This window comes from Terrabacter lapilli, assembly GCF_039531305.1.
Lineage (GTDB): Bacteria > Actinomycetota > Actinomycetes > Actinomycetales > Dermatophilaceae > Terrabacter > Terrabacter lapilli.
Map to the genome: position 1 here is coordinate 1 of NZ_BAAAPU010000003.1, position 16,160 is coordinate 16,160.

The window sequence follows — 16,160 nt, forward strand, 5'->3', positions numbered from 1 at the left end:
CGCCCCGCCTCCTCATGGGAGGCGGGGCGCTGGGCGTTGGCTGGCCCACCAGACACCGAGCTCGTCCAGCGGGACGTGCTCCTCGACGGGGGGGCCGAGTCTGCGCTCAGTCCTCGTCGGGCACGACGCATGCATCGCCGACGAAGGCGCCTGCGAAGCTGGGAGCACCCAGAGCCTTCGCCGCGCCCGCCGTCAGGGTCAGTCCGGCCTGGGTGCCGTCACACTTCGGGACGGCGCCGTTGATCGGCTTGGGGGCACCGAGCGCGAAGATGTCGACCCGGCCGGGCAGGCGCTTGCCGTCCAGAACGGTCTTGGCGTTGAGGAAGCCCGTCCTGAGGTTGACGTCGAAGCTGGTGATGCGCAGGGAGCCACCCCCCACCGGCGTGAACGACAGGCCGCCGGCGTGCTCTATGACCTTGCCCTCGACCTCGGTGATCGGGAACGACAACTGGGCGACGCCCCCGGGCGCCGTGAGCCGGCCGGGCCGGATCGTCTGCACCTTCAACGTCTCGGTGAGGACGGGCACGAGCTTGGGGTTCAGCACCACGGTGGTCCGGCCCTCCTGGTCGCCGGCCTCGTGGTTCCGGGTGTCGGCGCTGGCCCCGGGGGCGAGGGCCACGGTGATGGCGAGGGCTCCGGCGCACCCTGCCACGGTGAAGAGTCGACGGTTCCGCATGAGATTCCTCCAGTCTGCTCGGGCCTCTGTGGGGCCCAATGAGTTGGTGCCCAGTCTTCGAAGCCCGCACGCCGAGCGGATTGGATCACTCCCGAGAGGTGATGCCCCAGGGCCGGCGTGCGCGAGATCGTGCCCGTGAGGGTCTGACGAGCGAGGTGATGCCGGTGGCCCAGGCAGTGCCGGGCTTGCGGCTGCTCAAGGCATACCGCCGTGAGTGGTTGGGCAAGGACATCCTCGCCGGAGTGGTCCTCACGACGCTGCTGGTGCCCCAGGGAATGGCGTACGCCGAGCTCGCCGGCCTGCCCCCGATCACCGGTCTGTACACGACGATCATGTGCCTGCTCGGCTACGCAGCCATGGGCCCGTCGCGGATCCTCGTGCTGGGACCGGACTCCTCCCTGGGCCCCCTGATCGCCGCGACCATCCTGCCGCTGGTCGGCTCGGGAGGCGATCCGGCGAGGGCCGTGGCGCTCGCCTCCGTGCTCGCGATCCTCGTCGCGGTGATCATGACGGTGGCTGCGGTCGCCAAGCTGGGCTTCATCGCGGACCTGCTCTCGAAGCCGACGATGCTCGGCTACATGAACGGCCTGGCGCTGACCATCCTCGTGGGCCAGCTGCCGAAGCTCTTCGGCTTCAGCGTCGACGCGGACGGGCTGGTCGGCGAGGTCGTCGGGTTCGTCGAGGGCCTCGCCAACGGTGAGGCGGTCCCTGCGGCCGCGGCTGTGGGCCTCGTCGGGATCGCCCTGGTGCTGGCGCTGCAGCGCTGGGTGCCCAAGGTGCCGGCCATCATGGTCATGGTGGTGCTGTCGATCGTCGCGACGACGGTCTTCGACCTGGCGGCGCGCGGCGTCGAGCTGGTGGGAGTGCTGCCCAAGGGCTTCCCGCCGCTCACGATCCCCGAGATCCAGCGTGGCGACATCGCCCTGCTCATCGGTGGCGCGCTCGGCATCGCGACCATCTCCCTGGCAGACACGATCTCGACGGCGTCGGCCTTCGCCGCGCGGGCCGGCGACGAGGTGCACGGGAACCAGGAGATGGTCGGCATCGGTGTGGCCAACCTTGCCGCCGGGCTGTTCCAGGGCTTCCCCGTCAGCACCAGCGGCTCGCGCACGGCGGTCGCCGAGCGCTCAGGGGCCAAGACGCAGCTGACCGGCGTCGTCGGAGCCCTCCTGATCATCGTGATGATCGTGCTCGCCCCCGGGCTGCTGCGGAACCTGCCGCAGCCGGCGCTGGCCGCGGTCGTGATCACCGCGTCGCTGTCCCTCGCCGACGTGCCGGGCACCTTGCGCCTGTGGAAGCAGCGCAAGGTCGAGTTCCTCCTGTCGGTCGCGGCCTTCCTCGGCGTCGCCCTGCTCGGCGTGCTCCCCGGCATCGCCATCGCGGTCGCCCTGTCGATCCTCAACGTCTTCCGTCGCGCCTGGCTGCCCTACGAGACCGTCCTCGGCAAGGTGGAGGGTCTCGAGGGCTATCACGACGTGCACTCCTACCCGGAGGCGATGAGCCTGCCCGGCCTGGTCATCTACCGGTTCGACGCGCCCCTGTTCTTCGCCAACGCCAAGACCTTCCGTGACGAGGTCAGGAGTCTCGCGCGGTCCGAGCCCCACCCCCGGTGGATCGTCGTGGCGGCCGAGCCCGTCACCGACGTCGACACCACCGCCTCGGACGTGCTGTTCGAGCTCGACGACGAGCTCGACCACGCCGGCATCTCCCTCGTCTTCGCCGAGCTCAAGGACCCGGTGCGGCGCAAGATCGACCAGTACGGGCTCTCGCGCCAGATCGAGCCGCGGCACTTCTTCCCCACGATCGGTGCAGCCGTGGCGGCATACCAGGCCGAGACCGGCGCGCGGTGGCGCAGGGGCACCGCGAGCCACACCGCTCGCGATGCGGTGTGACCCAGGCGTTCGTTTGACTCATTCCAGATCAGGGGCCATCCTGCTCGACATGACCACGGACTTCAGCTCCGTGTTGCGCGAGGCCTCGTTGCGCGTGACGCGCCCACGCCTCGCGGTGCTGGCCGCAGTCCACCAGCACCCCCACGTCGACACCGAATCGGTGATCGACCGCGTGCGGGCCGACCTCGGCGCCGTCTCGCACCAGGCCGTCTACGACGTCCTGCGGGCCCTGACCGCTGCGGGCCTGCTGCGCCGCATCCAGCCCGCGGGAGGCCCTGCCCTCTACGAGGCGCGCGTCGACGACAACCACCACCACGTCGTATGCCGTTCGTGCGGGGCGGTCGCCGACGTGGACTGCGCCACGGGGCACGCCCCGTGTCTCACGGCACCCGACGGCCACGGCTTCTCGATCGACGAGGCCGAGGTCACCTACTGGGGCACCTGCCCCGCCTGCTCCACCGACCACCAGTGAAGTGACACCGAAGCCCGGAAGGAAGCCCTCATGACCGAGAGCCAGGACAGCATCACGCCCGAGAGCCCGCAGGGCGTGGACCGCAAGGCCGAGGGCGGGTGCCCGGTCATGCACGACTCGGCCGCGGCGAGCGGCAGCGAGAGCGAGAACCCGGCGATCTCGTCGCCGACGCCCAAGACCGGCGGCCGCCCGCACGGCATCAAGGACTGGTGGCCCAACCACCTCGACCTCTCCGTGCTGCACGTGCACCCCCCGCAGGCGAGCCCGCTGGGCGAGGGCTTCGACTACGCCAAGGAGTTCGAGAAGCTCGACCTCGACGCCCTCAAGCAGGACATCGTCGAGGTGCTGCACAGCTCGCAGGACTGGTGGCCGGCCGACTTCGGCCACTACGGCGGCCTCATGATCCGCATGAGCTGGCACTCCGCGGGCACCTACCGCATCTACGACGGCCGCGGTGGCGCCGGTGACGGCGCGCAGCGCTTCGCGCCGCTCAACAGCTGGCCCGACAACGCCAACCTCGACAAGGCCCGGCGCCTGCTCTGGCCGGTCAAGCAGAAGTACGGCCAGAAGATCTCGTGGGCCGACCTGCTCGTCCTGGCCGGCAACGTGGCCCTCGAGGACATGGGCTTCGAGACCTTCGGCTTCGGCTTCGGCCGCGAGGACGTGTGGGAGCCGGAGGAGGTCTTCTGGGGTCCCGAGGACACCTGGCTCGGTGACGAGCGCTACTCGGGCGAGCGAGAGCTCGAGGAGGCCCTCGGCGCCGTGCAGATGGGCCTCATCTACGTCAACCCGGAGGGCCCCAACGGCAACCCCGACCCGGTCGCCTCGGCGAAGGACATCCGCGTCACCTTCGCCCGCATGGCGATGGACGACGAGGAGACCGTCGCCCTCATCGCCGGTGGACACACCTTCGGCAAGACCCACGGCGCCGGCGACCCCGACCTCGTCGGCCCCGAGCCCGAGGGTGCCCCGCTCGAGGAGCAGGGCCTCGGATGGAAGAGCGCCTACGAGACCGGCAAGGGCAAGGACGCCATCACCTCGGGCCTCGAGGTCACGTGGACCTACCACCCGACCCGTTGGGACAACGAGTACTTCGAGATCCTCTTCGGCTACGAGTGGGAGCTGGAGAAGTCCCCGGCCGGCGCGCACCAGTGGGTGGCCAAGGACGCCGAGGCGCTCGTCCCCGGCCCGACTCCGGACTCGCCCAAGCGGCGCCCGACGATGCTGACCTCCGACCTCGCGCTGCGCTTCGACCCGGCGTACGAGAAGATCTCGCGCCGCTTCCTGGAGAACCCCGAGGAGTTCCGCCTCGCCTTCGCCAAGGCCTGGTACAAGCTGCTGCACCGCGACATGGGTCCGGTCTCGCGCTACCTCGGCCCGTGGGTCCCCGAGCCGCAGCTGTGGCAGGACCCCGTGCCGCCGGTCGAGGGCGACCTCGTCGGTGACGCCGACGTCGCGGCCCTCAAGGAGGCCGTGCTCGGCTCGGGCCTGTCGGTCTCCGAGCTGGTGTCCACCGCCTGGGCGTCCGCCGCGACCTTCCGGCACACCGACAAGCGCGGCGGCGCCAACGGTGCCCGCATCCGCCTCGAGCCGCAGCGCAGCTGGGCCGCCAACCAGCCCGAGCAGCTGGCCAAGGTGCTCGAGAAGCTCGAGGGCATCCGGGCGGAGTTCAACGGCCGCGGCGGCGCACAGGTGTCGCTGGCCGACCTCATCGTCCTGGCCGGTTCGGCCGCGGTCGAGAAGGCCGCCAAGGACGCGGGCGTCGAGGTCAGCGTGCCGTTCCACCCCGGCCGCACCGACGCGTCGCAGGAGCAGACCGACGTGGACTCCTTCCGGGTCCTCGAGCCGCGGGCCGACGGCTTCCGCAACTACCTGCGGGCCGGCGAGAAGCAGCAGCCGGAGGTCCTGCTCGTCGAGCGCGCCTACATGCTCAACCTCACGGCGCCGGAGATGACGGTGCTCGTGGGCGGCCTGCGCGCCCTCGGCAACAACCACGGCGGCGTCACGCACGGCGTGCTCACCGACCGCCCGGGCGTGCTGACCAACGACTTCTTCGTCAACCTGCTCGCCCCCGGCACGCAGTGGAAGGTCTCGACGAACGAGGAGAACGTCTACGAGATCCGCGACCACGCCTCCGGGGACCTGAAGTGGACCGCCACCGCTGTGGACCTCGTCTTCGGGTCCAACTCGCAGCTGCGGGCCCTCAGCGAGGTGTACGCCAGCGAGGACGCGCGTGAGAAGTTCGTGCGTGACTTCGTCGCCGCGTGGACCAAGGTGATGGAGCTCGACCGCTTCGACCTGGCCTGAGCAGCCCGGGCCGCGCGCCCGTGAACGACGAGGCGGGGTCCCCTCCCGACGGAGGGGGCCCCGCTTCGTCATGTCGTCATGCATGTGCCGAATCCTGCGGACTGGGGACGTACGGCGATCTAGCCTTGGGGAACCGCAGTGGTTCGGTCTGGCCCGGGGGGGAGCCCAGATGTCGTCGTACTCAACTGGCTTCAGGACGGTGCTCGTCACCGTCGTCACCGTCGTCACCGCGGCCCTGGCGGTCGTCATGGCGACCTCGACCCAGGCGGCCCTGTCGACCGCACCGGCGCAGACCTGGGGGGTCAACGGCAGGGTCTCGGCCATCCTGCCGCTCCCGAGCGGCAGGGTCGTGGTCGGTGGCTCGTTCACGGCCGTGGTCGACGGCGCGGGCATGACCCAGTTCGCGGCGACCAACGTCGCGCTGTTCGACCCGGTCACCGGGCGCTTCGACTCGAGCTGGCGGCCGAGCGTCAACGGGTCCGTGAACGCGCTGGCGACCGACGGCTCGCGGCTGTTCCTCGGTGGCGCGTTCACCAAGGTCGGTGGCGCCAACCGCGACAAGCTCGCTGCGCTCACCCTCGGCAGCGGTGCGTTGGAGACGGGCTGGGTGGGCCCGCAGCTCGACGGGCCGGTCGACGTCATGCGCCTGAGTGCGGGTGCCCTCTTCCTGGGTGGGAACTGGAACACCGTCACCTCCGCCGGCACGGCGTACGCGCAGGCCAAGGTGGCGAAGCTCAGCGCCGCGACCGGAGCTTTCGACAGGACGTTCCGGCCGACCGCCAACCCGACCCCGACCGACGTACCGCCGAGCGGGAGGGTCTGGGCCCTGCTCGTGCTCGGCAACGGCAACGTCGTACTCGGTGGGGACTTCGGGGACATCAACGGGGCGACGGCCACCCGCCGGATCGCGATCGTCGACCCGGTCACGGGTGCCCCGCTCAAGGGCTTCCAGTCCAAGCCCAACAACGGCACGAGCACCGCCACGATCCTCGACCTCGCCACGGACGGCAGCACCATCTACGAGGCCGTCGCCGGCGGCGGTGGCGCCTGCACCGCCGTCGACGCGGCCACCGGCGCGGTGAGGTGGTCCTGGCGCTCCAACGGGGACATGCAGTCCGTGCGGGTCGTGGGCAGCACGGTCTACTGCGGAGGGCACTTCGGCGGAACGGCGTCGTTCGGGAACCAGACGCGCAACAAGGTCGCTGCCGTCGACGGGGGGTCGGGTGCCATCCTGCCGTGGGCTCCCGTCATCAACAGCGCCCTCGGCGTGTGGTCCATGGGCTCTGACACGACCCGGCTCTACCTCGGCGGTGACTTCACCAAGGCGGGCGGCGTCGCGCAGCAGCACTTCGCGATGTGGGTCGACGGCGCAGCGGCATCGGTCCCGGGCGCCCCGGTGCTGAGCGGGAGTGTGGGCGACGCTGTCGTGCACCTGAGCTGGCAACCGCCCTCCAGCGACGGGGGGTCGACGATCCTGCGGTACAAGGTCTGGCGCAAGCCGGCCGGGGACACCAGCTACCCGAACGCGGCCCTCGCCACCGTCTCCAGTGGGACGACGTACGACGACACGACGGTGACCAACGGGACCGCCTACACGTACCGGGCACTGGCGGTCAACGGCGTCGGCAGTGGCCCGTACAGCAACGAGTTCACTGCAACGCCCGGGACCACGGCGCAATCCGTCCCGTCCGCCCCCTCGGGTCTGACCGCCACGGTGGGCGGCACCACGGTCTCGCTCGCCTGGACGGCGCCGGCACTGCCCGGCAACCCCGCCCTCACGAGGTACGACATCTACCGCGGCACGGCCTCGGGCCAGCGGAACCTGCTCACCAGCGTGCCTGCCGGCACCACCACCTACAGCGAGGCCCTCCCTCCGGCCGGCACGACCTACTTCTACGCCGTCAGAGCGGTCAACACGGTGGGATCCAGTGCGGACTCCAACGAGGTGAGCACTGCCGGATCCGCAGCCGGTGTGCCGGGCCAGCCGACGTTGGCCGCCACGGCAACGAGCACGGCCGTCGACCTCACGTGGACCGCGGACGGGAGTGGAGGGACTGCCGACAAGTGGGTCATCCTGCGTGACAACGTCCAGCTCGCGCGGCTGACCGACCCCACGGCCAGGAGCTACCGCGACACCACCGTCGTGCGGGGCACCACCTACACCTACAAGGTCAGGGCGGTCAACGCAGTCGGCAGCAGCCCCAACTCCAATGCCGTGACCGTCACCGTCCCCTAGAGCGCGAGACCCGCAGCCTCCGTACCCTCGGACGTGGGCGGCGTCATCCCTCCGGGGGCAGGAGCACCCCGAAACCGCCGACCGCCAGCCGGAGCAGGATCTGCCCCGGCGCCAGCAGGTCGGCGATGCGGGCGGCGCTCAGGACCTCGAGCTCGCCGAGCCGGGTGGCGTACGCGTCGGCGCCCGCGAGCCGGGCACGCTGCAGCTGCGTCGTGTTGTGCCAGACCTTGCCTCGAGCCTCACGCAGGAAGCGGCGGGAGGCGACGTGGTTCAGTGGGGCGAGGACCCGGTCGAGGGCCGGGCGACCCCCTTGGGCGTTCAGCTCCTCGTCCTCTGCGGCGACCCGGGCGGCGAGCACCGCGTCGATCCGCTCGTGGTCGCGCCGGCGGCGGCCGACCAGGACCGGATCCTCGAAGTCGCCGTCGCTGATGACCTGCAGCAGGGCCTGGGGCAGGTCGTAGTTGATGTGGGCGTTGATGCCCAGCAGCACGTGCCGGATCGGCGGGAGGTCCGCGGGAGCGTCGAAGGCGGCCCGCCACGGGCGGGACGGCCGGTGCCTCGGGTCCCCGGACACGTCGGCGGCCAGCGCCTCGAGGTAGAGGTCCGCGAAGGCGACGTCCCAGGCCTCCACCCACGCCGGGTCCTCGAAGGAGCCCGTCTCGATCGCGTCGGCCACTGCCATGGTCGTTCGCCGGTAGGTGCTCAGGAAGACCCGTCGGGCGCGCAGCTGGGGTGGCAGGTCCTCGAGCGTCTCCGTCATGCGGGCAAGGACGTCCTGGAGGGTGCGCCCAGCTCCCCGTCCGGTCATCCGGTTCTCCTCACGCCGTCCGCCCGTTGTTCCTAGTCTGGGGCGAGACGCGCTCGGCGTCAGTCGGATCCGGACACCCCCACGGCGGGGCGCTGCTCGTCGGAGGACCCATGAAGAGGCGCACGCGGGGGCCGGAGTCCTTCGACGCGGTCGTCGTCGGCCGGAGGGAGGCGGATGCCTGGGTGGCGTACTACCGTCGGGAGTGGCCGGCCTTCCTGCGTGCGGCGGTGGGGATGGTGGCGGCCGGGTTCGGCCTGAACCGGTGGGACACGGTGCGGGGAGCCTGGTTCGTCCTGCGGGCCAACCAGGCATGGGCTCCCTTCCCTGACAACGACCCCCAGCTGGCGCGAGAGCTGATGCGGCGCTTCTACGCACTGGTCTCCCGGGCGGGGCGGCTCTCCTTCGACCCGGCGCACGCGGCCGCGCTCGAGGTCGAGTGGTGGCGCGTGCACCGCGAGCACCAGCACCACGGCAGGGTCTCGAGAGACCAGCTCGTCGACGCCCTCGTGGAGCTGTACGCGTACGTCCACTCGGTCGACCCGGAGCGCCTGCGGCGGGCAGCCGGTCTCCGGGTCGAGGCGATGGACCTCTCGGACGCGTGGGTACGTGCCGGCTGCTCACTCTCCGACCCGCTGCTGGCCACGGAGCGCCGCACGCTCGTGGCGTCCTACGCCGCCCTCCTGGACGCCGTGGAACGCTCGGGCGCGTGACCGCGACGGCCGCACCGGACGGGACTCACTCGGACCGGCGGGCCGTCACCAGGAGGTACTCCCACTCCATCCGCCCGTCGGCTTCCATGTCGCCACGCGCAAGGTCGGCCAGGGCGTCGTCCAGGGCCGCCACCTTCTCCGGCTCGTCCGCGATGCCCCGGTAGGTGGCGACCGCCGGTCCGTAGCTGGACCTGAAGAAGTCACGGAAGTCCTCCGCACTGTCGAAGCGCACGGGCAGCAGGCGCTTGTCCGCCTCGAAGGCCTCGACGCCGTCGCCCAGGAGGCGGCGCACGTGGCCCTCGTCCCCCCACAGCGGCGCCGGCTGGGCGCCGGGAGGCGGGGGAGCGGCATACGGCCTCATGGTCGCGAACATCCGCCCGACGAAGCCCTGCGGCGTCCAGCTGGCCAGGCCCAGGGTCGCTCCCGGGCGGCAGACGCGGAGGAGCTCGGCCGCAGCGGCCTCGTGGTGTGGGGCGAACATGACCCCGACGCAGGACAGGACGACGTCGAAGGACGCGTCCGCGAAGGGCAGCGCCTCGGCGTCGCCCTGCTGCCAGTCGAGGCTCACCCCGGCCTCCTCGGCCAGCCGGCGGCCGACCTCGAGCAGCGCCGGCGCCAGGTCGCAGGCGACGACACGCGCCCCTCGCCGTGCCGCGGGGAGCGAGGCGTTGCCCGTCCCGGCTGCGACGTCCAGGACGTCCTGCCCGGGGCCGACGTGGCACGCGTCGACGAGTGTCCGGCCGAGCTCGGGAATGACCTCACGGGCCACGGCCGCGTAGTCGCCGAGCGCCCACATGGCGGCGTGCCGTGCCTTGAGCGCGGCGTCGGCGGCGATGTCCTGTGTCTCGGTGTGGGTGCTCATGGTGCTTCCTCCATCGGTGGTTCCGACGACCTCGGTGCCGTCCAGCTCCACGGTCCGCTCGCTCGGCCGGACATCCCAGTACACGAAGTGGACTGCCACGGTCCCCACCCCGGACCGATACTGGACGCAGGCCGCGCGTGGCGGATGTTCCCTTCCTGCCGGAGGTGGCACATGGGAGGACATGACTCGGGAGCCGGGCAGTACTGCCCGATCTCGCGGGCGCTCGACGTGGTGGGGGAGCAGTGGTCACTGCTCATCCTGCGCGACATGATGACCGGGACGACGCGGTTCAACGACCTGGCCCGCGGCCTCCCGGGGCTCTCCCGCACGCTGCTCAGCAAGCGGCTGCGCCACCTCGAGCGCTACGGCGTCATCGAGCGGTCAGGGACCCGCTACGTCCTCACCTCCTCGGGTGCGGCGCTGGAGCCGGTCGTGTTCGGGCTCGCGGAGTGGGGTGCACGGTGGATGTTCGGCGACCCGCGTCCGGAGGAGCTGGACGCGCAGCTGCTCGTGTGGTGGATGCACACCCGCGTGGACACCACCGTCCTCGAGGGCGATCGCCACGTGCTGCACCTGCGGTTCGACGACGACACCCGGCGCTTCTGGATCCTCGTCGAGCACGGACGGCCCTCGGTGTGCATGGCGGACCCGGGCTTCCCCGTCGACCTCACGATCACGAGCGACGTGGCGTCGCTGTATGCCGTGTGGCTGGGGCGCCTGCCGTTGCGGGCCGCGCTGCGGTCGGGGCGCGTGCACGTCGACGGCGCCACCTCGGTGACCCGACGGCTGGGTGAGGTGCTGCAGCTCAGCCCGGTGGCCTCGATCGTCGCAGCCGCCGCCCCCGCGGAAGCGGACGCGATGCCTTAGCGGCGCCGAGCCGGCGGGCCGCCTCGGGCGCCCGCTCGGGCGCCGGCTCAGGCAGGCGGCTCAGGCAGGCGGCTCCTGGGCCGCGCCCAGGGAGCCCTCGGGCGACGTCGACGACGCCAGGCCGGCCGGGTCGCTGGCGCCCGGGCCCTCGGCGTTCTCGGGGAAGTGGCAGGCGACCCGGTGCCGCGGCGCGAGCTCCACGAGGGGCGGCGCCTCGGTCTTGCAGATCTCCTGCGCCTTCCAGCACCGCGTGTGGAAACGGCACGCGGGCGGAGGGTTGACCGGGCTGGGGACGTCGCCCTCGAGACGGATGCGCTCGCGCTTGGTGCGCCGCTGGGTGTCGGGGATCGGGACGGCCGACAGCAGGGCGGTCGTGTACGGGTGCATGGGGCGGGTGTAGAGCTCGTCGCGGTCCGCGAGCTCCACGAGGTTGCCGAGGTACATGACCGCAACCCGGTCGGACATGTGGCGCACGACCGAGAGGTCGTGGGCGATGACGACGTAGGTCAGCCCCAGCTCGTCCTGCAGATCCTCGAGCAGGTTGATGACCTGCGCCTGGATCGACACGTCGAGGGCCGAGACGGGCTCGTCGGCCACGATCAGCTTCGGCTTGAGGGCCAGGGCCCTGGCGATGCCGATGCGCTGGCGCTGGCCGCCTGAGAACTCGTGCGGGTAGCGGTTGTAGTGCTCGGGGTTGAGCCCGACGAGCTCGAGGAGCTCCTGCACCTCCGCCTTGACGCCGCGTTCCGTCTTGATGCCCTGGAGGTGGTAGGGCGCGCCGACGATGGTGCCGACCGTGTGCCGCGGGTTGAGCGAGCCGTACGGGTCCTGGAAGATGATCTGCACCTCGCGGCGCAGCGGACGCATCTTGCCGGTCGACCAGTGGGTGATGTCCTCGCCCTCGAGCAGGATCGTGCCTCCGGTGGGCTCGAGCAGGCGCGTCAGCATGCGGCCCGTCGTCGTCTTGCCGCAGCCCGACTCGCCCACGAGGGACAGGGTCTCGCCGCGGGCGACGTCGAAGGTGAGGCCGTCGACCGCCTGGACCGCTCCGACCACCCGCTGCAGCAGGCCCCGCCGGATGGGGAAGTGCTTCGTCAGGTCGGTCACCTGCAGCAGCGACTCGCCCGCCTGCTTCGAGGCGGTCGGCTTGACGTGGGTCGTGGTCACGATGGTGCTCCTGTGGTGAGGTCGCGGTGCGCCTCGCGAGAGGCGGCCCGGGGGGAGGCGGCGTGCGTCACAGTGTCGGCCTGATGTCGGTCTCCCAGATCTCCTGCTTCTGCTCCCGGGTCAGGTGGCAGGCGGAGTAGTGCCCGGGCACCGCCTCGGCGAAGGGCGGGCGGACCGTCTGGCTCAGGCCGTCGGTGCGGTCGGCGTACGCGCACCGCGGGTGGAACGGGCACCCCGGCGGCACATTGATCAGGCTCGGGGGCGCGCCGGCGATGGGACGCAGCCGCTCGGTCCGCACCCGGTCCAGCCGCGGCATCGAGCTGAGCAGACCCCACGTGTAGGGGTGCTCCGGCCGGGTGAAGACCTCGTCGGCGGAGGAGTACTCCACCGAGCGGCCGGCATACATGACCATGATGTCGTCGGAGAGCTCGGCGACGACGCCGAGGTCATGCGTGATGATGATGACGGCCGAGTTGAACTCCGACTGCAGGTCGCGGATGAGGTCGAGGATCTGCGCCTGCACCGTCACGTCGAGCGCCGTCGTGGGCTCGTCGGCGATGAGCAGCTCGGGGTCGCACGAGAGGGCCATGGCGATCATGGCTCGCTGGCGCATGCCCCCGGAGAACTGGTGCGGGTAGTCGTCGACGCGGCTGGAGGGCTCGGGGATGCCGACCCGGCCGAGCATGTCGATGGCGTGCTTCTTGGCGACCGAGGTGCTGACCTTGTTGTGGATGCGGTAGGCCTCGATGATCTGGTGCCCCACCGTGTAGAAGGGATGCATCGCCGAGAGCGGGTCCTGGAAGATCATGGCCATCCGCTTGCCGCGCAGCGCCCGGACATCCTCCGGCTTGGCACCGACGAGCTCGGTGCCGTCCAGCTTGATCGAGCCGGTCATGCGAACGGTCTCGGGCTTGTGCAGTCCCATGATCGACATGCTGGTCACGCTCTTGCCCGAGCCCGACTCGCCGACGATGCCCAGGGTCCTCCCGCGAGCGACGTCGAAGGAGAGCCCGTCGACCGACTTGACGAGGCCGTCGTCGGTGGGGAAGTGCACGCGCAGGTCACGGACCGACAGGAAGGCGTCGGGTGGGGGAGCGCCCATGCCGCCGATGCCGTCGAGCGTGTTGACCGACACGTCCTTGGCCGCGCGGCGCGACGGCTTCGAGGAGTCGGTGGTCGTGCCCCCAGTCTGGGCGGCGCTGTCGCGGCCGGCCTCGGTGGACTCGTTGGTGGACTGGCTCATGAGGTACGCACCCTGGGGTCGACGACGGCGTAGAGGAGATCGACGATGAGACTGGCGATGATGACGAACACGGCCGCGACGAGCGTGACACCGAGGACCTTGGGCAGGTCGTTGAGGTTGATGGCCTGGACGGCGTAGTAGCCGATGCCCTGCAGCGAGAAGGTGGTCTCGGTCAGGACCGCGCCGCCGATGAGCAGGCCCAGGTCGAGGCCGAAGATCGTCAGGATGGGCGTCAGCGCCGAGCGGAGCCCGTGCTTGACGACGACGTCGCGCTCCCGCAACCCCTTGGCGCGAGCCGTGCGGATGTAGTCCTCGTTCATCGTCTCGAGCATGCCGGCCCGCGTCAGGCGGGCGTAGGACGCCGCATACAGGAAGGCGAGCGTGATCCAGGGCAGCAGCATGCGGTGGACGAGGTCGAGGGGACTGGTGGCGTCCATGGGACTGGCGCCGCCGGCATACGTCCACTTCAGGCCGTAGCTGAAGATCGACAGGGCCAGCAGACCGGTGAAGAAGATGGGGAGGGACACGCCCGCCAGGGCGACGCCCATGAACCCGCGGTCGAGGGCGGTGCCGCGCCGGAGCGCGGAGATGACGCCCGTGCCGACGCCGCCGATGAGCCAGAGGACGGCGGCTCCCGCGGCGAGGATCAACGTGACGGGTAGCCGGTCGAGGATCTCGGGCAGGACGGGGTTCTGGGTGATGTACGAGTAGCCGAGGCAGGGCGCAGGGCAGTGGTCGATGCCGGCGCCGGTGTTGTAGTCGGCGCCCGCCACGATGCCCTTGACGAAGCGGCCGTACTGCACCCAGATCGGGTCGGTGAAGCCGAGCCGGACGGCGGTCTCGTGGATCTGCGCCTGGCCGGCGCTCTTGCCGACGTAGCGCGACGCGAGGTCGTCCACGGTCGCCCCCCCGATGCGGGGGACGAGGAAGAAGATGGCGAAGACGACCGCGCTCACGATGGCGAGCAGCAGGACGGCGGCGAGAAGCCGGCGGATGAGGTACGTCAGCACGGGAGGACGGCCGGCGCGGTCGGGACGGGCAGGTGCACCCGGCGCGCTGTGCCTTCACCTACTTTCACGGGTGGGAGGGGCCTGGAGGTCCCGGGTACCAGGCGGTCGCCCGCCTGGCACCCGGGACCGGGGACTCACGGGTTGGTGACGCCCGCCGCGGCGTAGTCGTAGTACGAGTAGCCGTTGTTGACGAAGATGTTCGACACGGTGTCGGGGCGGAACAGCAGTGCCTTGTTCCAGATGCCCGGGATCACCTGCGCCTGCTCCATGACGACCTTGTCGATCTGGCCCCAGATGGCCTCACGCTTGGTCTTGTCGTTCTCCTGCAGCGCCTGGTCCATGAGCTTGTCGACCTCGGGCAGCTTGATGCCGAGGTTGGTGTTGCCCGCAGGACGGATGACGCGGCTGTCGACGATCTGCTGGAGGAAGCCGAAGCCGTCGGGCCAGTCGGCGCCCCAGCTCATCACCATGAGGCCGAGCTTGTTGGCCTTGGCGAAGTCCGGCTTGCCGGCGTAGAGCTTGAAGTAGTCGCCCTGGGGGTAGCCCTTGAGGCTGGCCTTGATGCCGACCTTCGCAAGGGCCTGCTGGAGCGACTCGGCCGTCGCCTTCTCCTTGGGGCGCTCGGGGCGGAAGGAGATGTTGGTCTCGAAGCCGTTGGGCTGACCGCACTTGGCCAGGGCCGCCTTCGCGGAGTCGACGTCGCCCTGCGGCTTCGACTTCGCGTTGTAGAGGTCCATCTCCTGGAAGCCGGGCACGACGGGGGGCAGCAGGCCGGTGGCGATGTCGGCACCGATGTTGCCACCGTAGGCGCGCTGGTAGCCCGTCTTGTCGTAGGCGTAGATGACGGCCTTGCGGCACTCGATGTTGTCGAACGGCGCGACGTCGCTGTTGATCTGCGTGTAGCTGGTGCGCGCGCTGATCACGTCGTCGGTCTTGGCCTTCAGGGACGGGTCGGCGAGGATCTTGCCCTGTGCCTGGGCCTGCACACCCGTGCCCGCGAGGTCGATGTCGAGGTCACCGGCCATGAGGCGGTTGTCGAGGTCGGTCGCGTTGACGCCGATCTCGACGGTGATCTTGTCCGGCAGGGCCTTGCGGCCGGTGTCGGGGTCGCTCTTGGGGTCGTACTGGTCGTTGCGGACCAGCTCGATGCGCTTGCCCGGCTGGTAGACCGAGAACTTGTAGGGGCCGGACGCGATGACGTGCTCCTTGTACTTCGTGCCGGTGTCCTTGGCGGCCGGCACGGGGGACGTCGCGGGCAGCTGCGCGAAGTAGTCGAAGCCGGCGAACGGCTTGTTGAGCTTGAAGACGATCGTCTTGTCGTCCGGCGTCTCGATCGACTTCAGGTTGTCGAGGTTCTTGTCCTTGTAGACCGAGTAGCCCTTCGGCACGTCGGCCAGGAAGTCGTTGAAGTAGGTGGGGCCGTTCGGGAAGGTGTCCTTGTCGAGCTGGCGCGCGACGCCGTACTTGATGTCCTTGCTCGTGATCGGCGTGCCGTCCTCGAACTTGATCCCGTCGCGAAGCGTGTACGTCCACGTCTTGTTGTCGGCGCTCGGCTTGCCGAGCCCGGTCGCGAGGTCGCCGACGAGCTGGTTGCCCTGGTCGCCCGGAGCCGCCTTGAACGCGACGAGCGTGCGGGCGTAGTTGCGCAGGAAGTCCCACGAGAGGCCGTAGTACGTGTCGCCGGTGTCGACGGAGTCCCAGTCGCTCGTGATGCCGAAGCGGAGCGTCCCGCCCTTCTTGTCCGACGGCCGGACGACCGCGTTCAGGGCGGCATTGGCCGCAGGCGCCGCGCCCGACCCACCGGCACCGCCGCTGGAAGAGGTGCCCGGGGTCTGGCTGCCGGCACAGGCAGACAGTCCCAGGGCGAGGGCGGCCGCTGTCGCGACCACCACCACGCGTGTTTTCTTCAT

At 70.7% G+C, this 16,160-nt stretch carries 13 protein-coding genes; 6 read left to right on the top strand and 7 right to left on the bottom strand.

The annotated features are described in order from the left end of the window. Positions 1 to 106: 106 nt before the first annotated feature. A complete protein-coding gene (locus ABD241_RS01385) occupies positions 107 to 676 on the bottom strand; it encodes a hypothetical protein (protein WP_344057690.1) in 570 nt (189 codons plus the stop codon). A gap of 164 nt (positions 677 to 840) precedes the next feature. Between ABD241_RS01385 and ABD241_RS01390 the strand changes: the two genes are divergently transcribed. The 4 genes from ABD241_RS01390 to ABD241_RS01405 all read left to right on the top strand — a co-directional run bounded on the left by ABD241_RS01390 (position 841) and on the right by ABD241_RS01405 (position 7,583). Continuing rightward, positions 841 to 2,568 carry a SulP family inorganic anion transporter gene (locus tag ABD241_RS01390; RefSeq protein WP_344057692.1) on the top strand — a complete coding sequence of 576 codons (1,728 nt, stop codon included), beginning with the start codon at positions 841 to 843 and terminating at the stop codon, positions 2,566 to 2,568. Positions 2,569 to 2,617: 49 nt separating this feature from the next. Continuing rightward, positions 2,618 to 3,040, top strand: coding sequence for a Fur family transcriptional regulator (locus ABD241_RS01395; RefSeq protein WP_344057694.1), 423 nt, complete (start codon positions 2,618 to 2,620; stop codon positions 3,038 to 3,040). Positions 3,041 to 3,070: 30 nt separating this feature from the next. After that, complete coding sequence (gene katG / locus ABD241_RS01400; protein WP_344057696.1) at positions 3,071 to 5,347, top strand: catalase/peroxidase HPI; 2,277 nt, start codon at positions 3,071 to 3,073, stop codon at positions 5,345 to 5,347. Positions 5,348 to 5,516: 169 nt separating this feature from the next. Next, entirely contained in the window at positions 5,517 to 7,583 is a 2,067-nt protein-coding gene (locus tag ABD241_RS01405; protein WP_344057698.1) for a fibronectin type III domain-containing protein, read from the top strand. A 43-nt stretch (positions 7,584 to 7,626) separates the two neighbouring features. On the opposite strand, the gene ABD241_RS01410 is transcribed toward ABD241_RS01405, so the two are convergent. Then, positions 7,627 to 8,391: a DUF5995 family protein gene (locus tag ABD241_RS01410; RefSeq protein ID WP_344057700.1), complete on the bottom strand. Its 765-nt coding sequence runs from the start codon at positions 8,389 to 8,391 to the stop codon at positions 7,627 to 7,629. Positions 8,392 to 8,501: 110 nt separating this feature from the next. Between ABD241_RS01410 and ABD241_RS01415 the strand changes: the two genes are divergently transcribed. Then, positions 8,502 to 9,101 (top strand): hypothetical protein, encoded by a 600-nt coding sequence (locus ABD241_RS01415; RefSeq protein ID WP_344057702.1) that lies wholly within the window; start codon positions 8,502 to 8,504, stop codon positions 9,099 to 9,101. Between the two features lie 25 nt (positions 9,102 to 9,126). Here ABD241_RS01415 and ABD241_RS01420 read toward each other — a convergent pair whose 3' ends face one another. Next, positions 9,127 to 9,963, bottom strand: coding sequence for a class I SAM-dependent methyltransferase (locus ABD241_RS01420; protein WP_344057704.1), 837 nt, complete (start codon positions 9,961 to 9,963; stop codon positions 9,127 to 9,129). Positions 9,964 to 10,134: 171 nt separating this feature from the next. On the opposite strand from ABD241_RS01420, the gene ABD241_RS01425 reads away from it, so the two are divergent. Next, entirely contained in the window at positions 10,135 to 10,830 is a 696-nt protein-coding gene (locus ABD241_RS01425) for a winged helix-turn-helix transcriptional regulator (RefSeq protein WP_344057706.1), read from the top strand. A gap of 60 nt (positions 10,831 to 10,890) precedes the next feature. Here the strand turns inward: ABD241_RS01425 and ABD241_RS01430 are convergent, their stop codons facing one another. From ABD241_RS01430 to ABD241_RS01445, 4 genes are all read right to left on the bottom strand, one after another. Then, on the bottom strand, positions 10,891 to 11,997 hold the full coding sequence (locus ABD241_RS01430) for an ABC transporter ATP-binding protein (RefSeq protein ID WP_344057708.1): 1,107 nt from the start codon (positions 11,995 to 11,997) through the stop codon (positions 10,891 to 10,893). A gap of 67 nt (positions 11,998 to 12,064) precedes the next feature. Continuing rightward, a complete protein-coding gene (locus ABD241_RS01435) occupies positions 12,065 to 13,240 on the bottom strand; it encodes an ABC transporter ATP-binding protein (protein ID WP_425580648.1) in 1,176 nt (391 codons plus the stop codon). Next, on the bottom strand, positions 13,237 to 14,250 hold the full coding sequence (locus tag ABD241_RS01440) for an ABC transporter permease (protein ID WP_344057710.1): 1,014 nt from the start codon (positions 14,248 to 14,250) through the stop codon (positions 13,237 to 13,239). Before ABD241_RS01440 ends, ABD241_RS01435 begins: the two co-directional genes overlap by 4 nt. A gap of 134 nt (positions 14,251 to 14,384) precedes the next feature. Next, positions 14,385 to 16,160: an ABC transporter substrate-binding protein gene (locus ABD241_RS01445; RefSeq protein WP_344057712.1), complete on the bottom strand. Its 1,776-nt coding sequence runs from the start codon at positions 16,158 to 16,160 to the stop codon at positions 14,385 to 14,387.

Bases quoted from the DNA above. Each gene is read 5' to 3' on its own strand.
- ABD241_RS01415 (WP_344057702.1), top strand. From the start codon at position 8,502: ATGAAGAGGCGCACGCGGGGGCCGGAGTCCTTCGACGCGGTCGTCGTC.
- ABD241_RS01425 (WP_344057706.1), top strand. From the start codon at position 10,135: ATGGGAGGACATGACTCGGGAGCCGGGCAGTACTGCCCGATCTCGCGG.
- ABD241_RS01405 (WP_344057698.1), top strand. From the start codon at position 5,517: ATGTCGTCGTACTCAACTGGCTTCAGGACGGTGCTCGTCACCGTCGTC.
- ABD241_RS01435 (WP_425580648.1), bottom strand. From the start codon at position 13,240: ATGAGCCAGTCCACCAACGAGTCCACCGAGGCCGGCCGCGACAGCGCC.
- katG (WP_344057696.1), top strand. From the start codon at position 3,071: ATGACCGAGAGCCAGGACAGCATCACGCCCGAGAGCCCGCAGGGCGTG.
- ABD241_RS01445 (WP_344057712.1), bottom strand. From the start codon at position 16,160: ATGAAGAAAACACGCGTGGTGGTGGTCGCGACAGCGGCCGCCCTCGCC.
- ABD241_RS01395 (WP_344057694.1), top strand. From the start codon at position 2,618: ATGACCACGGACTTCAGCTCCGTGTTGCGCGAGGCCTCGTTGCGCGTG.
- ABD241_RS01385 (WP_344057690.1), bottom strand. From the start codon at position 676: ATGCGGAACCGTCGACTCTTCACCGTGGCAGGGTGCGCCGGAGCCCTC.
- ABD241_RS01410 (WP_344057700.1), bottom strand. From the start codon at position 8,391: ATGACCGGACGGGGAGCTGGGCGCACCCTCCAGGACGTCCTTGCCCGC.
- ABD241_RS01420 (WP_344057704.1), bottom strand. From the start codon at position 9,963: ATGAGCACCCACACCGAGACACAGGACATCGCCGCCGACGCCGCGCTC.